Genomic DNA, 21762 nt, shown 5'->3' on the forward strand with positions numbered 1-21762 from the left:
AACAGAGTAGTTAAGCCCGCCTGCGCAGATGGTACTGCAGTTATGTGGGAGAGTATGTCGTCGCCTTTCTTTTAAGAATCCTCATCATGAATTTGATGGGGATTTTTTGTTTTATAACATGAACGGGTTTTTGCCGCGAAGGCGCTATGGCGCTAAGAATTATGGGAAACTCTAAAGTTCAAATTCGAAATTCCAAAATCCAAACGCATCTCTCAGATAAAGCTTGAAGCTTCCAACTTCTAACTTCCAGCTTTTTTTGCCGTAAAGAGACCAGGACACTAAAGTTTAGTATAAGTATGGTTGAAAAAATTATCTGCGAAACTCTGCTTAAATCTTTTTTTAAATCTGCGTGAAAAAAACTTTCCATTTTGCCGCAAAGTCGCTAAGACGCTAAGAATTATGGGGAACTTCAAATTCGAAATTCGAAATTCAAGACGAGTCTATGCTAATTATTTTGCTATAAAGCTTCCAACTTCCAACTTCTAGCTTCCAACTTTAAACTTCCAGCTTCTAACTCAATTGTTAAGATCTTCTTTCTTATGAAAACAGATCTTGGTATGCGTTAGGGATGGGAGCGGCATCTCGCGATTTAGAAAAACAAGGCTTTTTAGCCGTAGTTTTTGTTAATCGGGAATATAGCGGACAGCCCGGCCCGGAGGGAAACGCCCTAAAAATAATGCTTCTGTTAAATTAAAGTCAATATTAGGTTTTTCGATTGTTGAGTTTCGTCTTTTTAAATGTGAATCTGTATTTTTGTGTAAATTATAATTTAAGTATGAAAAAAAGTATTGTATTGTTGACCTTATTTGTTATCTCAAATTTAAATGCTCAACAGCGTCCAAAATTAGTGGTTGGTATTGTAGTCGATCAAATGAAAATGGAGTATTTGTATCGGTTTTCAGATGATTTTTCTCCAAATGGTTTCAAGAGATTAATGAATAATGGATATACGTTTCATAATATGCACTACAATTATGTGCCTACTTATACGGCTCCAGGACATGCTTCTATTTATACGGGAACTACGCCGGCTACACATGGAATTGTTGGAAATGAATGGTTTAGCCGTACACTTGGGAAAGATGTGTATTGTACAGATGATGCTTCTGTAAAAACGGTGGGTGATGGTACCGCAGAAGAAGGAGCAATGTCTCCGAAAAACTTGTTGAGTACTACGGTTACTGACGAAGTAAGAATGGGGACTAATTTTGCGGGAAAAGTAATTGGGATGAGTTTAAAAGATCGTGGTGCAATTTTGCCTGCTGGTCATTTTGCTAACTGGGCTTTTTGGTACAGTAAAACTGGTGCTTTTATTTCTAGTACTTTTTACGGCGAAAAATTACCTGATTGGGTTACACAATTTAATAATGAAAAACATTATTTGCCTTACCTTAATAAAGGCTGGGATTTGTATAAGCCTGCCGCTACCTATAATGAAAGCTTACCAGATAATAATCCTTATGAAGGTAAGTTGTATGGCAGTGCTGCACCAGTTTTTCCGTATGATTTGAAGAGTATGTATGAAAAAAATGATGCAGGTGTCATAAGATCTACTCCGTTTGGGAATGACTTATTAGCTGAATTTGCCATGAAAGCAATTGAAAAAGAAGAGTTAGGAAAGGATAATATTACAGACTTTCTGACGGTTAGTTTTTCATCTACTGATTATGTTGGACATTTATTAGGGCCTCGTTCGATGGAGCTTCAGGATACTTACCTGCGCTTAGATCAGACTATTGCAGATTTTCTGAACTATCTTGATAAAACAGTGGGTAAAGATAATTATTTGCTTTTCCTGACCGCTGATCACGCAGGAGCTGAAAACGTGGCTTACTTAAAAGATCGTAAATATAATGTAGATAATCACTCTGGAAAAGAGGTAAAAAAGAGTTTACAGGACTTCTCAATTAAAACGTGCGGAGTTGATTTGATTTTGAATTATTCTAATTTTAATATTTTCTTCAACAAAACACTTATAAAAGACAAAGGTTTGGAATTAGTGAAAATCAAGCAAGCTTTTAAGGAGTTTTTAATGGCTCAGCCTCAAGTTAAACAGGCCTATACTGAAGAGGAAATTCTGGCAAACTCAGGTAATGATGCTTACTTAAATTTTGTTGCTAAAGGTTATGATGTGACTCAGGATGGTGATATGGTTATAATTGATAAACCGGGGAATATTCAATATGCTACGACGGGTACTTCTCATGGTACACTTTATAATTATGATACGCATGTACCGGCACTTTTTTATGGCTGGCATATTAAAAAAGGAGAATCCTTTGATAAAAAGGCTATTACTGAAATTGCTCCAACTATTGCACTAAAAGTTAAAGTTGCTCTTCCTAATGCAACTGAAGCTAAAGTGCTGGAGGAAGTTTTGGATGAAAAATAATTATTTTGGATTTACATAAATAATATAAACCTGTCGATAAGACAGGTTTTTTTATGGGATAAAAAAAAGGCTTTTCATTTAGAAAAGCCTTTTTAAAGTGATTTAGTAAGCACTTTTTTTAATGTTAGCACTATGCGTTTGCTAACACTATTTCTTCGTTGAAAGGAAGATTCCAAGCTTCTGCAACCCCTTTGTAAAGGATTTTTCCATTAGCTACATTTAATCCTTTTTTCAATTCTTCGTTTTCAGCACAAGCTTTTTCCCAACCTTTATTTGCCAATTGTACAGCATAAGGTAAAGTTGCATTTGTTAAAGCTAATGTAGAAGTATAAGGAACTGCACCTGGCATATTTGCTACACAGTAGTGAACGATATCATCAATAATGAAAGTTGGGTTTTCGTGCGTTGTTGGAGTACAAGTCTCGATACAACCACCCTGGTCAACTGCAACGTCAACAACAACAGTTCCTGGACGCATTAATTTAAGCATATCACGAGTAATCAAGTGTGGTGCTTTTGCTCCCGGAATCAATACAGCACCAACGATTAAGTCAGCATCAGCAATTGCTTTAACGATGTTGTAGTGGTTTGACATTTGCGTATTTACGTTTGCTGGCATAATATCGTCTAAATGACGTAAACGTGGCAAACTTAAATCCATAATAGTTACCTGAGCACCTAACCCAGCAGCCATTTTAGCAGCCTGAGTACCTACGATACCACCACCTAAAACTAAAACTTTAGCAGGAGGTACACCTGGAACTCCACCTAAAAGAATTCCTCTTCCTTTTAATGGTTTCTCTAAATACTTTGCTCCTTGCTGGATAGCCATACGACCTGCAACTTCAGACATTGGCACTAATAATGGTAAACTACGGTCTGTTTTTTCTACAGTTTCGTAAGCTAAACATACAGCTCCTCTTTCGATCATAGCGTGCGTTAATGGCTCAGAAGAAGCGAAGTGGAAGTATGTGAAAAGTAATTGGTCTTTTTTAATCAAATTATACTCAGAGGCAATTGGCTCTTTTACTTTGATGATCATGTCTGCGATAGCATACACTTCTTCGATAGTTGCTAAAACTGTTGCACCAGCGTTTGTATATTCTTCATCACTAAAACCACTTCCTAAACCAGCAGTTGCCTGTACGTAAACTACGTGACCGTTGTTTTTCATTTCAGAAACACCAGCAGGAGTTAACGCTACACGGTTCTCGTTATTCTTGATTTCTTTTGGAACACCTATTATCATTATGTTATATTTTTTTGTTTTTTTTGAAATTGTTTTACAAATCTACTAATAGAGAATATATTATTGATAATCGACTGATAAATAAGAAAATATTATTTTATTGATTACTTTTACAGAAAAATATTCTTTTTTAGGATTTCGAAACTGCTTTAAAAAGAAAAATTGACTGAAATTTGATGTTTAAATAAAACGTTTTCGTTATGGCTTTAGATGAAATTGACAAGAAAATCTTACGTCTTTTACAGGAAAATGCGCACTACACCCTAAAAGACATTGCAAACAAAATAAATTTGTCCCTAACACCTGTTCATGATAGGGTGAAACGTCTTGAAAAAGAGGGTGTTATAGAGAAATATGTTTCGATTTTGAACAAGAAAAAACTAGGCAATAATCTAACCGTTTATTGCCAGGTGACACTTACCAAAACGACTTATGATACTTCTGAAGGCTTTAATCTATCTATCATGGAAATGCCGGAAGTGGTGGAGTGTAATTATGTCTCAGGAAATTTTGATTATATGTTAAAGATTATCATTCCGGACATGGAAAGTTATCATCATTTTCATCAAAAAAAATTATCGGTCTTACCTGAAGTTTCGTTAATAAATACGGTATTTGTAATCTCTGAAGTAAAGAGTACAACTGTTTTGCCCATTTAAAACTTTACAAAAGAAATCATTATAATCCTTTTAATCTGTGGCTGACTTTTTTAAACAAAAAACCACCAAGATATCTTGATGGCTTTTAGGGTTTTGGTTTGGTTGTGAATTAATAGTAAGTAAAACGTCTTACTTTGGCAATATATTTAGCCAGACGAATTACCTGATGGCTGTAGCCGTATTCGTTATCATACCAAATATAAAGCACAATATTTTTTCCGTCTTTTGAAACGATAGTGGCATTGCTGTCATAAATTGATGGTGCCGAAGTCCCTACAATATCAGATGAAACCAATTCATTATTCAAAGAATATTTTATTTGCTCTACCAGTTCTCCTTCAAGAGCATACTTTTTCATGATTTTATTGATAGCCGGAATCGAAGTTGCTTTTTTAACTTCTAAATTCAGAACCACCAAAGAACCATTCGGAACCGGAACCCGGATCGCGTTCGAAGTTAATTTTCCTTCTAATGATGGTAATGCTTTCGCAACAGCACTTCCTGCACCCGTTTCGGTAATAACCATATTTAGTGCTGCGGCTCTGCCACGACGGTATTTTTTGTGCATATTGTCAACCAAATTCTGGTCGTTGGTGTAGGCGTGAATGGTTTCTAAGTGTCCTTTAACCACTCCAAAAGTATCTTCAATTACTTTTAAAATTGGAGTGATGGCGTTTGTAGTACAGGAAGCTGCCGAGAAAATATCTATTTCGTCAGGGTTGTATTCGTTATGATTTACTCCGTGAACGATATTGGGAACTCCTTTTCCGGGTGCTGTCAATAATACTTTGTGAGCTCCTTTTGAAGTTAAGTGCCTTTTTAAAGCTTCTTCTGTGGTGAAAGCTCCGGTATTGTCGATCACTAAGGCATCGTTAATTCCGAATTGGGTATAATCTATTTCTTCTGGTGCATTTGCTGTGATAATATGAACGGTAGTTCCGTTAATAATCAGAGCATTGTTTTTTGGGTCTGCCGTAACGGAACCCTGAAAATCTCCGTGAATCGAATCATAGCGCAATAGAGAAGCTCGTTTCTCTAAAGTTGTTGCATCATTTTTATCGCGGGTTACAATCGCTCTCAGACGCAATTGGTTTCCTTTTCCGGTTTTCGACATTAATTCTCTGGCCAATAAACGACCAATTCTTCCAAAGCCGTATAAAACGACATCTTTTGGCTGAATTTCTTCTGAAAATTTTGCTTCTTTCAATTTTTCGATAACAAAATATCGCGCATCCGGATATTTGTCTTCTTCTAAGCGATATTCGTACGCTAGTTTCCCGATGTCTAATTTGGCAGGTGGAAGATCTAACGACAAAATAACTTTTGCAATTTCAACCGAATCAAAAACGGTAATTGGTTTCCCGACAAATTCTCCCGCATATTGATGCAAATTGATAATATCGCTGACATTTTTATCCAGCAATTGGTTTTTGAATAAAACCATTTCGATGGATTTGTCATACCATAAATCGCTTATGACTTTAATTAATTCGACACCAGCTCTCCTTCGGTCGACTTGAATTGATACCTCTTTTTGGTACAAAGATTTTTTGCTCATAATTGAAAATTTGAAAAAATAATTTAAAGTAATATTTTACAATTTTGCGCAAAAGTATCCATTTCAATCGATTTCGTAAACTATTTTAGCATTTATTTTTGAATAAAAAAAAAGCCACCTTATTTCTAAGATGACTTTCAAAATTTAAATTATTTGTTTTTAAATGATGATTCTAAGAATTTCTCCTTGTTTGTTTATCATTTCAAGACGCATACTTTGTCCTTCGTCTTTTTGTTTCAAAAGTTTCGAAACGGTTTCAACATTGATCGCTTTTACATTATCAATTTTTAAAATAATATTGCCTTGCAATTCGTCCTGATACTGCATCAAATTCTCATTGGTGATGTTTTTTATTTTTACACCATAATCAATGTGGAATTTCTTTTTATCAGAAGCGTCTATATTCTCTAACTCGATTCCTTTAAATTCGGCACTATAAAATTCGTTTTTGCTTAAAGTTACCGGAACGGTTTTCGTTTTTGCGTCTCTAATATAAGTTACGTTTACCACATCATTCGGGCGTTTGGTATTAATATAACCTGAAAGATCGGCGTAAGTAGCGATTTTTTGGTTGTCTAGTTTTACAATAACATCACCTTTTGTAAGTCCGGCTTTCTCAGCACCGGAATTTTTAGAAACTTTGTTGATGTAAAAACCTTCCGTTTCAGAAATACCTAATTCTTTAGAAGCATTGCTGTTCAATTCGCCGCCTTCAACACCCAGAATTCCTCTCTGAACATTTCCAAATTCCATAATATCCTCGATGATTTTTCGGGCATTATTAGATGGAACTGCAAATGAGTATCCTACATACGAACCTGTTTGTGATGAAATCATCGTATTGATACCAATTAATTCTCCTCGGGTATTTACCAATGCACCACCACTGTTTCCAGGGTTTACCGCTGCATCTGTCTGGATAAAGGATTGAATTCCGCTGCCTAAATCTCTGGCTTTCGCCGAAACAATTCCAGCCGTTACAGTCGAAGTTAAATTATAAGGATTACCCACTGCCAAAACCCATTCGCCTACTTTCACATTATCTGAGTTAGCAAAAGCAGTGTATGGAAATTTTTCACTGGAATCAATCTTTAATAAGGCGATATCCATTTTAGAATCGGTACCAATCAGTTTTGCCTTGTATGATTTTTTGTTATTTAGGGTTATTTCGATTTCCGATGCGTCTTTAATCACGTGATTATTGGTTACAATGTAACCATCTTCAGAAATGATAACACCAGAACCAGTACCAATTTGTTCTTGTTGCTGACCGCCTCCATAACCATAGAAAAATTCAAGCATTGGGTTGCTAACGGTTCTTCTGGATACATTTTTTACGTGTACAACAGAGTGAATAGTTTTATCGGCAGCTTCAGTAAAATCGACAGCCTCACCGGCTAAACCAACATTTCTTCCGTAAGATTCAGGGGCAAGTGTAGTAATAGGATTTCCTTTTCCAAAATAAGAACTATTACCGTCAAATAATAACTTGTAAGCTCCAAGTGTAGTAGCGCCGCTTAATAAGGACACTAAAAATAAGGTTGAAAATCTTTTCATAAGTACAATTTATGTTTAAGTTATTTAACGTAAAATTACTTGAAAAAAGTATCTGTAAAAATGGTTTAACGCTCTTTAACAATCATTAACATTTTATTAATTAATAGTCTGTTAAAATCAGTGGTATTTAACATATTGAATCACAATTTAAAAGGTTTGAATAATAATTAAGTGGCTATAATCTGAAAATTGTGATTTTAGGAATAGTAATTATAAAATTTTAACATTCTATTTTGTTTGAATATCTCTTATGCTATTTTCATTCATTAAAATTTCAACAAGATTTAAAAATTTCATACCCATAACGCCAAATTTCACGTCCGGCACTTGAAATTTCACGTCAGCGATGTAAAGTTTCACATCAGGAACGTAGATGTTCCCGTTTCTGGATATATATTAAACTTCAAATCTTTATTGTTGTGGTTTTATAAGTTGCAACTATGTCTTTGCATAATAAAATTCAGAAGGATATAGTAAATGAGTATTTCACAAATAACAATCTATGGGTTAATTAATAGTTTGTACTTTTGTACTTTATAACCGAATAGCAATGCAAATAGAATTTTATAAATATCAAGGTACAGGAAACGATTTTGTCATGATTGATAATCGTTCTGATTTTTTCCCGAAAGAAGACATTAAATTAATTGAACGCCTGTGTGACAGACGTTTCGGTATAGGTGCTGACGGACTTATTTTGCTTGAAAATGACTCTGAAACCGACTTTAGAATGGTGTATTATAACTCAGATGGAAATCAGAGTTCGATGTGCGGAAACGGTGGTCGTTGTTTAGTAGCTTTCGCTAAAGAACTGAATGTCATCGAAGATAAAACAACCTTTATTGCTACTGATGGTCTGCATCATGCGACTGTGGTTGAAGACGGAATTGTTTCGTTGCAAATGATTGATGTGGATGAAATTCAGAAAAAAGATACTTATACTTTTTTGAATACCGGTTCGCCTCATCACGTTCAAATTGTAGAGGATTTAAAAAACTATAATGTAAAAGATAACGGAGCAGCCATTCGCTACGGAGAATTATACGGACAAAAGGGGAGCAACGTAAATTTTGTTAGTAAAGTGAATGATACAGAATTTTCGCTTCGTACCTACGAAAGAGGTGTAGAAGACGAAACCCTGGCTTGCGGAACGGGTGCAACCGCTGTTGCGATTGCCATGAATGCTACAGGGCAAACGGATAAAACTTCGATCAATATTAATGTTGAAGGCGGTAAATTAGCCGTTTCTTTTGATAAATTGGGTGAACATTTTACGAATGTTTTCCTGATTGGTCCTGCTAAGTTTGTTTTTAAAGGGACCGTGGAGATTTAATTATTTGTTTAGTAAATTTCAAGAGTATATAATATAAATCTTAAAAATGACAGAAAAGCAGTTAACTAATTTTAATTTAGGTAAATCAGTTTTATTGGGTCTAATATTTCCAATTATCTTTCTGTTCTTTTTTCTTGAAAAAACTAATTTAAATCCAATTTTAGATAAATGTAGATTACTTACAGGAGAAAGAATCATAGCATCTGGAATAATAATTAAAGCCAAATATTTTGAAGATTTTATAGAATCAAATGAGCATACGAAAACAACTGAAGTTTCGGGATATGAATATGATTACGTTTTTATTTCTAAAAAAGGAGAAAAAATAATCACGAAAAATTATTCATATGGTCAACTGCCAAATAATAAATTGATTTCTGAAATTCCATACAAGGTAAAAGTAGAATATCTTGCTGAGAGCCCAAAAAATAATAGAATAGTTGATTTATATTATAATGAAAGTTTTGTTGATTTTTTAAAAAAAGAGCTTTTTATACCTTTGTTAATTTTTTTATTTTGTAGTTACGCAGCTTTTAAAATTATTGAAAGAGGAGTTAATAAATATAATTTCGAGACAAAATATAGTCGTAAATAATTATTTAATTTTAAAATAGACAATGATAACTCTCAAAGGCAAAAACATCTATTTACGTGCGCTCGAACCCAATGATTTGGAATTTGTGTATGCGATGGAGAATGACCAGAGCATTTGGGAAGTCAGTAATACTTACACACCTTACAGTCGTTTTTTGGTTCGTCAGTATCTCGAAAATGCCCAGCAGGATATTTATGAGGCCAAACAATTGCGTCTTGCAATCTGTCAGGACGATGATTTTCCGGCCATTGGATTGATTGATTTATTCGAATTTGATCCTAAAAATAACAGGGCAGGAGTCGGAATTGTGATTCAGAGTAACGATAATAAAAGACAAAATATTGGTTCTGAGGCATTAGAGCTTCTGATTAAGTATTCATTTTTTAACTTAAATTTACATCAATTGTACGCAAATATTAGTGTAGAAAATGTAGCAAGTATAGCTCTTTTTACTAAATTTGGTTTTGAAAGAATAGGAATCAAAAAAGATTGGATATTGCTTAATGGCCACTATCAAGACGAAGCAATGTACCAATTAATCAATAAACAAATTTAAATTTTAAGCTTTGAACATAAAAAGAATCATCACGCTAACTGCTGTAGCCGTAATTTCAATATTAATGATTTACGGATTTGTTTTAATTAGTAAAATATTTAGTGCCAATACTAAATTTGAAGAAAAAGAACTTTATGTTTATGTTCCAACTGATGCAAACTATAGCGATGTCAAAAAAATATTAGCACCTTACGTTAAGAATTTCGAAAACTTCGAGATGGTAGCGGACAAAAGAAGTTATCCTGAAAACGTAAAATCAGGTCGTTTTTTACTTAAAAAAGACATGAACAGCATGGATTTGGTAAGAGCAATGCGTTCGAACGTTCCGGTAAAATTAGCTTTTAATAATCAGGAGCGTTTAGAGAATTTTGCAGGAAGAGTAGGCTCGCAAATCGAAGCTGATAGTTTGTCTTTGATGAAAGTAATTAAAGATTCTACCTTTATGGCAGCAAACGGCTTTAACGAAGACAATGTTTTTGCCATGTTTATCCCGAATACGTATGAAGTATATTGGAATACTTCGGCAGAGAAGTTTCGTGATAAAATGATCAAAGAATATCATAATTTCTGGACAGAAGAAAGAATCGAAAAAGCTAAAAAACAAGGATTAACTCCCGTTCAGGCTACAATTTTGGCATCTATTGTTCATAAAGAATCGGTTAAAAAAGACGAAAGACCGAGAATCGCCGGAGTTTATCTGAATCGTTTACGTTTAGAAATGCCTTTGCAAGCCGATCCAACTGTGATTTATGCTTTAAAATTAAGAGATAATAATTTTGATCAGGTCATCAAAAGAGTTTTTTATAATGATCTGGTAATGAGATCTCCTTATAATACTTACATGAATACAGGACTTCCTCCAGGACCGATTGCAATGCCGGATATTACAGCACTTGAAGCCGTTTTAAATCCAGAGAAAAACGATTTTATTTATTTTTGTGCCAGCGTAGAACGCTTTGGTTACCATGAATTTGCGACTACTTTGCCGGAACATAACATCAATGCAAAAAAATATTCTGACTGGATTGCAAGTCAGGGCGTAACAAGATAGTTTTGAAATTAAAAACAGCTTATCTTTTTTATTTTTTATTTTTTTTGAGTTTTCAATTTAATGCTCAAAGCAAGTTCGAAAGTTTTTTAACACCTTCGGATTCTTTAAATCTAAAAAGACAACATACAGTCATCATAACCGAAGCCGCTCTGGCTTCGGTTACTTTAATTGGTTTAAACCAACTTTGGTACGCTGATTATCCAAAATCAAAGTTTCACTTTATAAATGATAATACTGAGTGGCTCCAGATGGATAAAATTGGGCACATGTATTCTGCTTATCATTTGGGCAGATTTGGTGCCGAAGCGCTCAATTGGAGCGGATCCAGTAAAAAAACACAACTTATTTATGGAGCCGGTATCGGTTTTGCTTTTCTTACTGCTGTAGAAGTTTTTGATGGATATTCTTCAGAATGGGGAGCTTCTTCAGGAGATTTAATTGCAAATGCCGCAGGAACAGCTTTGTATGTTTCGCAGGAATTACTTTGGAAAGAACAAAGAATCACTCCAAAATTCTCTTTTCACACTACAAAATATGCTGAACAAAGACCTGATGTTCTCGGAAAATCGTTTAGCGAACAAATTTTAAAAGATTATAACGGACAGACTTATTGGCTTTCTTTTAACCTTCATTCTTTTGCAAAAGAATCCAAAATTCCAAAATGGATAAATCTTGCTTTTGGATATGGAGCAGATGGAATGTTAAGTGGAAATTTTAAAAATGAAAATGTAGATTTTAATCAAAACCAGGAAATTTATCGTCAGTATTTTCTCTCTTTTGATGTAAATTTGACGAAAATTGAAACAAAATCGCATTTTTTGAAAACTATTTTTTCTGTTTTTAACACGATAAAAATTCCGGCCCCAACTCTCGAATACTCCGCCAATAAAGGGCTCAAAGCACATGTGTTTTATTTTTAGAAAACATTAACTTGTTGGTTTTCAGCATTGTTTTAGATTTATTATCTTTGCACCGCAGAAATTTCAAATGGTGACAGTGTTTGAAGAAAAACAATTTATGATAAAGAAATGGTATTTTTACGCGAGTTTAATCGTTATTATTACATTTTTAACTTTGGGTTTCAAACCCTTTAATCTGGAAACCAAACCTTGGTTTTTAATAGAAAAAACAGATGGATCTGAATACGTATTTCCATCACAAGAAAAGGATGATTATCCTAAACTTAACAACTTCCCTTACACCGGAAATCGTTTAATAGGTTTTAAAGAAGCGGTTGCTTTTAAAGAATCTCAGGGAAAATACCGAAAAGTAAATACTTTAGGGTATATGGGAAAATACCAGTTTGGTTCTGAAACTTTAAGAACTGTTGGTGTACACAATGACAGAGCCTTTTTGAAAAATCCCGCGTTACAAGAAAAAGCTTTTATTGCACTGTTATCCAAAAATAAATGGGTTTTGCGCAAAGAAATCGAAAGGTACGAGGGAAAAATCATTAGTGGTGTCGAAATCACAGAATCAGGAATTTTAGCTGCGGCTCACCTTGGTGGTGCCGGATCGGTAAAAAACTTTTTCAAAAACAAAGGAAACAGACGTTTTAGAGATGCTTATGGAACTTCGTTAAGAAGTTATATGAGAGATTTTGGAGGTTATGATTTGTCTTCTATTGAAGCGGATAGTAATGCTACAATAAACGATTAATTTCGAAAATGGATAAGCAAAAAAAGTCCCGAGAGTTTAGCTTTCGGGATTTTTTTATTTTATAAAGTATTTTTTTAATTCGTTAGATCAAACACAAGTCCGCCGCCTAAACTAAACTGATACAAAGAAGAATAACTGCTAACTCCAGTAGAAACACCTCCAGTTCCAAAATAAACACCGCCTCCAACAGATTGTGTTATCGACAACATTTGTCCCTGAAATTTGATTCCGACATTTTTAGAAGCCCAATAGGTAACTCCCGCTTTTAATCCCCAGGCAAATTTTGTTGCAGAATCTGAGTGATTTCCTGTTACAGTACCAGACATATTGCTTGTGCTTCCGTCAATTCCGATTATTCCAATTCCGGCCATAATTCCGGCAAATCCTTCAAAATCAGAATCTGGACTTCTAAAACTTCTGGTTCCGCCTAATAAGATGTAATTCATATTTACATCAAAATTGGCATATTTATTAAAAGCTCCACCGTTATAATATTGCGTTGGTGCATGGGTATCTTCTCTTAAATAAGATAGCTCTACAAACGAATTAGGGTGAACTTCAAGTTCAATTCCTAAACCATACTGAAAGCCATCCTGTAATTGCCCTTGATAATAATTTCCTAAATCATAATAAGAATCAAAATTGTCCTCAAAAGTATAAGCTCCATAAAGGTTAAGTCTAAAATTATTTTGTGCGTAAGAAGCTGTACACGATAACATAAATACAGTTACTATTAATCTGATTGCTTTTTTCATAAATAATTAAAGTTTGGTTAGTATTCAATTAAAACAAAATTAAAGAAATGAACTATAATTTAAGAATTTATGTAGGTTAAATTTTATAAGAGTTAGCTTTGATTATGTTAAATTAAAAAGTCTAATCTATTAGAATTTCTAAAATTTTAATGGCAGCTTCACTAATCTTAGTGCCTGGACCAAAAACAGCTACAGCACCAGCATCAAAAAGATATTGATAATCCTGTGCCGGAATTACCCCTCCTACAATGACCATAATATCTTCCCGACCGTGTTTTTTTAATTCTTCAATGACCTGAGGAACCAGGGTTTTATGACCAGCTGCGAGTGAAGAAACACCTAAAATATGCACATCATTTTCGACTGCCTGTTTTGCTGCTTCGGCAGGAGTTTGAAAAAGCGGACCGATATCTACATCAAAACCTACATCGGCATAACCTGTTGCTACTACTTTTGCACCTCGGTCGTGGCCATCCTGTCCCATTTTGGCAATCATAATTCTTGGGCGACGGCCTTCTTGTTTAGCAAAGGCATCTGCTAATTGTTTTGCCTTTTCAAAACTCTCATCGTTTTTTATTGCTGCACTATACACACCGCTAAAGGATTTAATTTGTGCTTTATATCTTCCAAAGACACTTTCCAGGGCATCGCTTATTTCTCCTAAAGTTGCTCGGTTTCGGGCAGCTTCGATAGCGATTTCTAGTAAGTTTCCTTGTCCTGTTTTGGCACAATGAATTAATTTTTCGAGTGATTGATTTACTTTTTCAGTAGCTCTTGTTGCTTTTATTTTTTCTAATTGTTCCAGTTGTTGTTTACGAACCATTTGGTTGTCAACATCCAAAATATGCAACGGATCTTCTTTTTCTAGTCTAAATTGATTTACCCCCACAATAATATCTTGCGAACTGTCAATACGAGCCTGCTTTCTGGCGGCGGCTTCCTCTATTCGAAGTTTCGGAATTCCGGCTTCGATGGCTTTTGTCATTCCGCCCAATTCTTCTACTTCTTCAATGAGTTTCCAGGTGCTTTCTAAAATCTCATTGGTCAGACTTTCGACATAATAACTGCCTCCCCAAGGGTCAACCGTTTTGGTGATTTTGGTTTCTTCCTGTAAAAATATTTGCGTGTTACGCGCAATTCTAGCCGAAAAATCGGTTGGTAACGCTATGGCTTCGTCCAAAGCATTGGTGTGTAAAGATTGTGTTCCGCCAAATGCGGCAGCCGTAGCTTCGATGCACGTTCTGGCAACATTATTAAAAGGATCCTGCTCTGTTAAACTCCAGCCACTCGTTTGGCAATGTGTTCTTAAAGCCAATGATTTATCACTTTTTGGGTTGAATTGTTGTACCAATTTTGCCCAAATCATTCTTCCGGCTCGCATCTTGGCGATTTCCATAAAATGATTCATACCAATTGCCCAGAAAAAAGACAATCTTGGTCCAAATTCATCAATAGTCATTCCGGTAGAAAGTCCGGTTCTAATATATTCTAAACCATCAGCCAGAGTGTATGCCAATTCAATATCGGCAGTGGCTCCGGCTTCCTGCATGTGATAACCCGATATGGATATCGAATTGAATTTTGGCATTTTTTTGCTCGTAAATTCAAAAATATCAGCAATGATTTTCATCGAAGGAGTTGGTGGATAGATATAAGTATTTCGCACCATGAACTCTTTTAGAATATCATTCTGAATTGTTCCAGACAATTTTTCAATCGCAACGCCTTGTTCTTCGGCGGCAACAATATAAAAAGCCATAATAGGTAAAACCGCACCATTCATCGTCATCGAAACCGACATTTCATCCAAAGGAATCTGGTCGAATAATACTTTCATATCTTCAACAGAATCGATGGCAACGCCTGCTTTTCCGACATCGCCAACTACGCGTTCGTGATCGGAATCGTAACCGCGATGGGTTGGTAAATCAAAAGCAATGGAAAGTCCTTTTTGTCCGGCGGCTAAATTTCGTCTGTAAAAAGCATTACTTTCTTCAGCTGTAGAAAATCCTGCATATTGACGAATTGTCCAGGGTCTTCGCACATACATAGTCGCGTAAGGACCACGTAAATTAGGCGCAAAACCAGCTCCAAAATCCAAATACTCTAAATCTTCAATATCCTTTTCAGAATATGTTGCTTTAAGTTCGATGCCTTCAGCAGTGGTGAAGTTTTGAGTCCCGATAGCTATCGGGATGGGTTCTGAGTTTTGTGTCACAACTTTTGACTTTAGACTTTCTAGGCTAATATGTTTAAGGTTCTTCCGTACCATTGTTTTTTTATTTGATTAATTACTAAAAGATTACTCTAATTCTAACCGTTCCTGTTCCAGTTTTTCGGCTAATCTTTTTTCTATAATAGGTGTAATTAATGTTTTTCTTGGTTTTATTTTTACAAAAGGAAACAATTCTAAATCGTGTTTCATTTTGTCATCTTTGTTGGGATATTTATTGGTTCCTAATAAAACTTCTTTTTTAGAATCGAATAATTCCTGCTCTTTGTTGGCACTTTCCTGAATTTTACTTTTGATGGTTCCTGCGTTTAAAAGTTTTAGAAAACCTCCTTCGGCTTCGATGTTTTTGAATAAAGTCAAACTTTTTTCGGCCAATTGCATCGTTAGACTTTCGATATAATAACTTCCATCGGCTGGATTATTGACTTTGTCAAAATAACTTTCGTGTTTTAAAACCAACAATTGATTTCTCGCAATTCTATCTCCAAACTCATTGTCTTTGTGGTATAAAGCATCATAAGCCAAATTAGCAACCGCATCGGCTCCGCCTAAAATCGCCGACATACATTCGGTTGTGGTGCGCAACATATTTACATTGTAGTCGTAAATTGTTTTGTTACGTTTGGTTGGTGTCACCAATAAATGACACTCTAAATCAGAGTTGTATTCTGCTGCAATCAGGTTGAAAAGCATTCGCAAGGCACGAAGTTTTGCAATTTCGAAGAAATAATTGGTTCCAACCGAAACCTGAAAAACAACCTTTTTTGGAATATTTGGTACACGATTTAAGTATTCGTTAGCGTGAGCCAAACTATACGCGATTTGCTGTGTCATGTTGGCTCCGGCATTTTGGTACAATCCTAAATCAACGCTTATTAGCGAAAGGTTTGTGGTTGCTTTTGAAATTAAATCTATTGTTTCAAAGTTATTTTTATCCGATGTTGTAATCCAGTTTCCCTGACGGGCAAAATGACCAATAGGGTCTAAATTACAATAAAAATTAGCTTTTTTCTGAATAGATATAGTGTCTAATATTTTTACGAAATCGATTGAAATAAAACTCAAATTAAAGTAAACAGATCTATTTTCTAAAGGAAGATTTTCTAATAATTTTTGAATATCGATTTCTTCGTTCTGAATAGTGAAACGCAAACTTTCTGCACCACGATTAAGGGTGTCTAAAGCTCTTTTGATAGATTTTTCGATATCAAAAACAAATATATTTTGGCAAATAGAAAAGTGGGTTGCCTGAGTTTGTACAGGAGCCGCTTTTGTGAATTCGTCTCTGTGGTAAAAGGGTTTTACCTGAATATCTTCGGGAGAGTTCCAGATTACGGTTTGATTGTATTCGGCGCCATCCAACTCAAACTGAATTTTTTGTTTCCATTGTTTGGATGAAATCGGATTAAAATCTTCGAATAGGGTAGTAGCCATTGGGTTGTATTTCTTGGTTATTCTTTTTCCTGAACAGTATCATCCTGAAATTTGATGATGTAAATATCTTCGCTGTCTTTTTTCATATAGTATTTTTCGCGAGCATATTTTTCTATTTGTTCGGGATTTTTGAGTTGCTTGATTTGTTCCTGATCTTTCTTGATTTCTTCCTGATAATAGGTTTTATTATCTTCGAGTTCGTTGATTTGATTGTCCAGGAAACGATGGTCAAAATAGGAGTAATTGTCTAAAAATAACATCCAAACAACAAAAAATAATAAAACCCAAACGTATTTGTTTCCCAGGTATTTAAACCATTTTTTATCTTTATATGGATTTTTTAATTTCATTTTACGAGTGGCTCTTATAATTTCTAAACGTCTTTTAGCCCCGATAGTAGTGTAAATCCTTTTGTGCCGGGGTTCGGCACAAAAGATTGAAACGGATAGCGGGAATAGCTCCTAAATATTCTGGAATAAATTTACAATAAAATTTATGAAATTCGCTGATTTATTACGGCGCGAACTACATCTATTGCTACAGTGTTGTATTTGTCATTCGGGATAATGATGTCCGCAAAAGCTTTTGTTGGCTCGATAAATTGCTCGTGCATAGGTTTTAAGGTGTTTTGATAACGTGTTAAAACTTCGTCGATATCGCGGCCACGTTCTGAAATATCACGTTTTAAACGGCGAATTAATCTTTCGTCTGAGTCGGCATGAACAAAAATTTTGATGTCGCATAACTCACGAAGTTCCGGATTTGTGAGGATTAGGATTCCTTCGACAATCATTACTTTTCTTGGGTGTGTAGAAACGGTATCATCTATTCTGTTGTGCTGTACAAACGAATAAACCGGTTGATCGATGGTTTCACCTGCTTTTAAGGCTTTGAGATGTTTTACCAATAAATCGAAATCGATGGCACGGGGATGATCAAAATTGATTAATGCTCTTTCGTCAAACGACAAACCGTGGTTTTCTTTATAGTACGAATCCTGGGAGATTACCCCAACTTCTGTATCTGGTAATTCGTTCATGATTTGATGTACTACTGTTGTTTTTCCACTTCCTGTTCCTCCTGCAAGTCCGATGATGAGCATAATTTTATGTTTGATATTTGTTAGGCAAAAATAATAATTTCTGCGGATTGAATAAGCATATTAGTGTATTTAACCATATAAGTAATGTAAGTAAATTTAAGCAGCAATATGTTTAAATAAAACAGTACTTCACTGAACTTATATTGCTTATATGGTTAAAATGATTATTGTTTATATGGTGAAATATTTAAAAAAAATCCCGACAGCGAACCGTCGGGATTTAGTGCAATCAGTATAATTGAATATTCTGAATTTAGTAAGCACGTAAAATTATTTATTCTTTTTTGCTTTTATCATCATTTCCAGCTGATCCCAAAGTTCTTCCGGGATTGCTTCTAATAAATTGAATTGTCCTGCACCTTTTAACCATTCGCCACCATCAATCGTAATCACATCACCATTTATGTATGCTGAAAAATCAGATACTAAATAAGCTGCTAAATTGGCTAATTCCTGATGATCGCCTACACGTTTCAAAGGCACTTTTTTAGCCATATCAAACTTTTCGGCAAGATCGCCTGGCAATAATCTGTCCCAGGCACCTTTTGTAGGGAACGGTCCCGGAGCGATAGCATTAGAACGGATTCCGTATTTTGCCCATTCAACAGCCAAACTTCTTGTCATGGCCAAAACTCCCGCTTTTGCAGTAGCACTTGGCACTACGTAAGCCGAACCGGTCCAGGCATAAGTAGTTACAATATTCAAGATTGTTGAAGATTTTTGTTTCGTATCAATCCAGTGTTTTCCAAAGGCAAGTGTACAGTTTTTAGATCCTTTAAGTACAATGTCTATAACAGTATCAAATGCGTTAGCAGATAAACGTTCTGTTGGAGAAATAAAGTTTCCGGCAGCGTTGTTCAAAAGAACATCCACTTTTCCGAAAGCTTTTAAAACTTCCTGAAGCATGTTTTCGACTTCTTCATAATGACGTACATCACATTGAAGCGGCAAACATTTTCCACCAGTTTCAGTTTCAAGTTCTGTTGCAGTCGTTTTTAGCTTTTCTAAATCCCTAGAAGTAATGGCTACCTGAGCTCCTAATTCTAAGAAATATTTAGTCATTGCTTTTCCTAAACCACTTCCGCCACCTGTAACTACAATGACTTTACCTTTTAAGGCGTCATCACGCAACATTTTATCTGTATAGCTCATACTTTTCTTTTTTTTACAATATTAAATAAATAAAATAGGATGCACGCATAATAATGTTATAAAATTTTGATAAACTTTAAATTTTACGCAATTTTTCAGCTGCAGATTCTAGTGTATGATTGTCTTTGGCAAAGCAAAAACGTATTAATTTCTGGTCTTTATGATCGGAATAAAAGGTTGAAATTGGAATGGCCGCGACACTATGATCGGTTATTAATTTTTTGCAAAAAGTAACATCGTCGTTTTTTGAGATATTTGCATAAGAAACCACCTGAAAATAAGTTCCTTCGCAGGGTTTCAATTCAAAACGACTATTTTGAATCAATTTTTGAAAATAATCACGTTTTCCCTGATAGAATTTTCCAAGCAGGTTTACATCAACAACATCCAAATATTGACTAATAGCGACTTGTGAAATGCTGTTGACACTGAAAACCAAAAACTGATGTACTTTCTTGATTTCTTTCATTAAATATTCCGGTGCTACCACGTAACCAATTTTCCAGCCTGTAATGTGAAAAGATTTTCCGAATGAAGAAATCATAATACAACGATTCAAGAGGAATTCTTTGGTATGTGCCGATATATGTTTTTCTTCGAAAGTAATAAATTCATATACTTCATCAGATAAAACCAATAAATTTGGAAATTTTGAAAGAATTTTTTCTAATTGTAAAAAATCATTTTCAGTTAATATTTTCCCCGTTGGATTATGCGGATTATTGATGATAATCATCTTGCTTTTTGAAGAGCAGGCTTTTTCGATTGTTTCCCAATTTGGTGTATAATCATCGTTTAAAGCGACACGAACTGGCTTTGCATTTGATAATAAAACCGGTGCTTCGTAACAATCATAACTTGGATCGAGGATAATGACTTCGTCTCCCGATTTTACCAAAGCCTGAATGGATGCAAAAATTCCCTGAGTCGCACCCGCTGTTACCAAAACTTCTGTTTCGGGTTCTATAATTCGGTTATAAGAAGTTTGAACTAATTTTGCAATCTGATTCATCAACGGCGGATAACCTGTCATTGGTGTGTATTGATGCACATTTTCGAAAGCTAACTTTGATACAATTTCAGTCAACCTTTCATCTACAGGAAAATTCGGGAATCCCTGCGAAAGATTAATTGCATTGTATTCCGCAGCCATTTTAGACATGACTGAAAAAATACTAGTAGTTATGTGCGGAAGTTTACTCATAATTAGATTAATGAAAAAGAAGATAATTATATTCTCATTTTGGTAAATAAAATACAATTGAATATAAAGTTCTAATTTCTTTGTTGTTTTGTTTTCCAGGTTTCCATTTAGGAGACAATTTTAAAACACGTAAAAGTTCATCTCCTGTTCCAAAACCAATGTCGTAGAGATTTTTCATGTTAGTTAATGTTCCATCTTTTTCAATAACAAAACTGGCAAATATCTTTCCTTGTAGTGCTGGTTGCTTGTGTGGTTTTTTGTAGTTTTTACTTATAAATTGATGAAACTTAACTATTCCTCCTGGAAAAGCAGGAAGAATTTCTAGCCCAGCAGTATTATAGATATGATTTTCATCAAAAATTATTTCTTCTTCTTTGTGATTTTTTAGGTTGTCTCGTAAATCATCACTTTTTTCCCTGACTTTTTTTTGTTGAGAAAATATAATCTGTGCAGTACAGATAAAAATCAGAATCAAAAACTTTTTCATGACAACGAGATTTAAATGTTAGCTTACATTTTATGAATAATAAAAATCGTTGGTCTATTGTGCAAATCAACTTTCAATTTCTTCCAGTCCGAAACTCTCATCGTTTTGATGAATTCTGTTGGCAACGTAATATCAGTCGCAATACAAAGATGCGTTGAAGGATTTAGAATTTGTAAAATATCTTCCACCAACTTATTGTTTCGGTATGGAGTTTCAATAAAAAGCTGCGATTGATTTTTGTCCTGAGATAATTTTTCGAAAAATTTCAATGCCGATTTTTTTTCGTCTTTATCTATTGGCAAATAGCCATTAAAAGTAAAACTCTGGCCGTTCATTCCGGAAGCCATCATCGCTAAAAGAATTGAAGAAGGACCAACTAAAGGTACAACTTGAATTCCTTTTTCGTGAGCCAATTTTACAATAACAGCACCAGGATCAGCAACGCCAGGACAACCTGCTTCGCTCATTAAGCCCACATTCTTTCCTTCTAATAAAGGTTTGATGAAGTCTAAATGTTCGCTTGGTTCTGTGCGTTTATTCAGGGTAAAAAGTATAAGTTCGGATTGTTTTTTCTCTGGAGAAACTGCTTTTATTGATTTTCGGGCTGTTTTTTCGTTTTCAACAATGTAGTAATCTATAAAATCGATACTTCTTTTTACAGTTTGCGGCAAAACATCCATCGGATCGCTTTCGCCCATTGTAGTTGGAATTAAATATAGTTTTCCTAAAAGTTTCATGAGCGTTTTTTAGAGTTTGTAAAAACGGATTTTATGTAGATTTCAATTT

Annotated in this window: 20 protein-coding genes; 8 read left to right on the forward strand and 12 right to left on the reverse strand. The window is 34.8% G+C overall.

From position 1 onward, the window contains the following. The first annotated feature begins 775 nt into the window (after positions 1 to 775). On the forward strand, positions 776 to 2392 hold the full coding sequence (pafA, locus tag GON26_RS18610; RefSeq protein WP_160376280.1) for an alkaline phosphatase PafA: 1617 nt from the start codon (positions 776 to 778) through the stop codon (positions 2390 to 2392). Positions 2393 to 2522: 130 nt separating this feature from the next. Here the strand turns inward: pafA and ald are convergent, their stop codons facing one another. Beyond that, entirely contained in the window at positions 2523 to 3641 is a 1119-nt protein-coding gene (gene ald, locus GON26_RS18615; protein WP_160376281.1) for an alanine dehydrogenase, read from the reverse strand. Positions 3642 to 3841: 200 nt separating this feature from the next. Here ald and GON26_RS18620 point away from each other — a divergent pair, with 200 nt between their 5' ends. Next, positions 3842 to 4300 (forward strand): Lrp/AsnC family transcriptional regulator, encoded by a 459-nt coding sequence (locus GON26_RS18620; RefSeq protein WP_160376282.1) that lies wholly within the window; start codon positions 3842 to 3844, stop codon positions 4298 to 4300. A gap of 109 nt (positions 4301 to 4409) precedes the next feature. On the opposite strand, the gene GON26_RS18625 is transcribed toward GON26_RS18620, so the two are convergent. Both GON26_RS18625 and GON26_RS18630 read right to left on the reverse strand, forming a co-directional pair. Next, positions 4410 to 5858, reverse strand: coding sequence for a glyceraldehyde-3-phosphate dehydrogenase (locus tag GON26_RS18625; RefSeq protein WP_160376283.1), 1449 nt, complete (start codon positions 5856 to 5858; stop codon positions 4410 to 4412). Positions 5859 to 6017: 159 nt separating this feature from the next. Further along, positions 6018 to 7415, reverse strand: coding sequence for a trypsin-like peptidase domain-containing protein (locus tag GON26_RS18630; protein ID WP_160376284.1), 1398 nt, complete (start codon positions 7413 to 7415; stop codon positions 6018 to 6020). Positions 7416 to 7965: 550 nt separating this feature from the next. Here GON26_RS18630 and dapF point away from each other — a divergent pair. From dapF to GON26_RS18660, 6 genes are all read left to right on the forward strand, one after another. Beyond that, positions 7966 to 8748 carry a diaminopimelate epimerase gene (gene dapF / locus GON26_RS18635; protein WP_160376285.1) on the forward strand — a complete coding sequence of 261 codons (783 nt, stop codon included), beginning with the start codon at positions 7966 to 7968 and terminating at the stop codon, positions 8746 to 8748. A gap of 46 nt (positions 8749 to 8794) precedes the next feature. Continuing rightward, positions 8795 to 9343 (forward strand): hypothetical protein, encoded by a 549-nt coding sequence (locus tag GON26_RS18640; RefSeq protein ID WP_160376286.1) that lies wholly within the window; start codon positions 8795 to 8797, stop codon positions 9341 to 9343. A 22-nt stretch (positions 9344 to 9365) separates the two neighbouring features. Then, on the forward strand, positions 9366 to 9899 hold the full coding sequence (locus GON26_RS18645) for a GNAT family N-acetyltransferase (RefSeq protein ID WP_160376287.1): 534 nt from the start codon (positions 9366 to 9368) through the stop codon (positions 9897 to 9899). Positions 9900 to 9909: 10 nt separating this feature from the next. Beyond that, positions 9910 to 10950, forward strand: a complete 1041-nt coding sequence (mltG, locus tag GON26_RS18650; RefSeq protein WP_160376288.1) for an endolytic transglycosylase MltG — start codon at positions 9910 to 9912, stop codon at positions 10948 to 10950. A gap of 44 nt (positions 10951 to 10994) precedes the next feature. Next, the gene (locus GON26_RS18655; protein WP_230407966.1) at positions 10995 to 11870 is read left to right on the forward strand and encodes a DUF2279 domain-containing protein; all 876 of its coding nucleotides are present in this window, start codon (positions 10995 to 10997) and stop codon (positions 11868 to 11870) included. A gap of 97 nt (positions 11871 to 11967) precedes the next feature. Next, complete coding sequence (locus GON26_RS18660; protein ID WP_160376289.1) at positions 11968 to 12609, forward strand: peptidoglycan-binding protein LysM; 642 nt, start codon at positions 11968 to 11970, stop codon at positions 12607 to 12609. 74 nt (positions 12610 to 12683) lie between these two features. Here the strand turns inward: GON26_RS18660 and GON26_RS18665 are convergent, their stop codons facing one another. From GON26_RS18665 to GON26_RS18705, 9 genes are all read right to left on the reverse strand, one after another. Continuing rightward, positions 12684 to 13364, reverse strand: a complete 681-nt coding sequence (locus GON26_RS18665; RefSeq protein ID WP_160376290.1) for a hypothetical protein — start codon at positions 13362 to 13364, stop codon at positions 12684 to 12686. 121 nt (positions 13365 to 13485) lie between these two features. Then, positions 13486 to 15636, reverse strand: coding sequence for a methylmalonyl-CoA mutase (gene scpA, locus GON26_RS18670; protein WP_160376291.1), 2151 nt, complete (start codon positions 15634 to 15636; stop codon positions 13486 to 13488). Positions 15637 to 15666: 30 nt separating this feature from the next. Next, positions 15667 to 17031, reverse strand: a complete 1365-nt coding sequence (locus tag GON26_RS18675; RefSeq protein WP_160376292.1) for a methylmalonyl-CoA mutase subunit beta — start codon at positions 17029 to 17031, stop codon at positions 15667 to 15669. Between the two features lie 17 nt (positions 17032 to 17048). Next, the gene (locus tag GON26_RS18680) at positions 17049 to 17381 is read right to left on the reverse strand and encodes an FtsB family cell division protein (RefSeq protein WP_160376293.1); all 333 of its coding nucleotides are present in this window, start codon (positions 17379 to 17381) and stop codon (positions 17049 to 17051) included. Positions 17382 to 17524: 143 nt separating this feature from the next. Next, entirely contained in the window at positions 17525 to 18133 is a 609-nt protein-coding gene (gene udk, locus GON26_RS18685) for a uridine kinase (protein WP_160376294.1), read from the reverse strand. 270 nt (positions 18134 to 18403) lie between these two features. Continuing rightward, the gene (locus tag GON26_RS18690) at positions 18404 to 19285 is read right to left on the reverse strand and encodes an SDR family oxidoreductase (RefSeq protein ID WP_160376295.1); all 882 of its coding nucleotides are present in this window, start codon (positions 19283 to 19285) and stop codon (positions 18404 to 18406) included. 76 nt (positions 19286 to 19361) lie between these two features. After that, complete coding sequence (locus GON26_RS18695; RefSeq protein ID WP_160376296.1) at positions 19362 to 20489, reverse strand: methionine aminotransferase; 1128 nt, start codon at positions 20487 to 20489, stop codon at positions 19362 to 19364. Positions 20490 to 20523: 34 nt separating this feature from the next. After that, positions 20524 to 20976, reverse strand: coding sequence for an energy transducer TonB (locus GON26_RS18700; RefSeq protein ID WP_160376297.1), 453 nt, complete (start codon positions 20974 to 20976; stop codon positions 20524 to 20526). Positions 20977 to 20999: 23 nt separating this feature from the next. Beyond that, positions 21000 to 21713 (reverse strand): SAM-dependent methyltransferase, encoded by a 714-nt coding sequence (locus GON26_RS18705; protein ID WP_160376298.1) that lies wholly within the window; start codon positions 21711 to 21713, stop codon positions 21000 to 21002. Positions 21714 to 21762 lie beyond the last annotated feature (49 nt).

The organism is Flavobacterium hydrocarbonoxydans, from assembly GCF_009789235.1.
In the GTDB taxonomy this organism is placed as follows: Bacteria; Bacteroidota; Bacteroidia; order Flavobacteriales; family Flavobacteriaceae; genus Flavobacterium; species Flavobacterium hydrocarbonoxydans.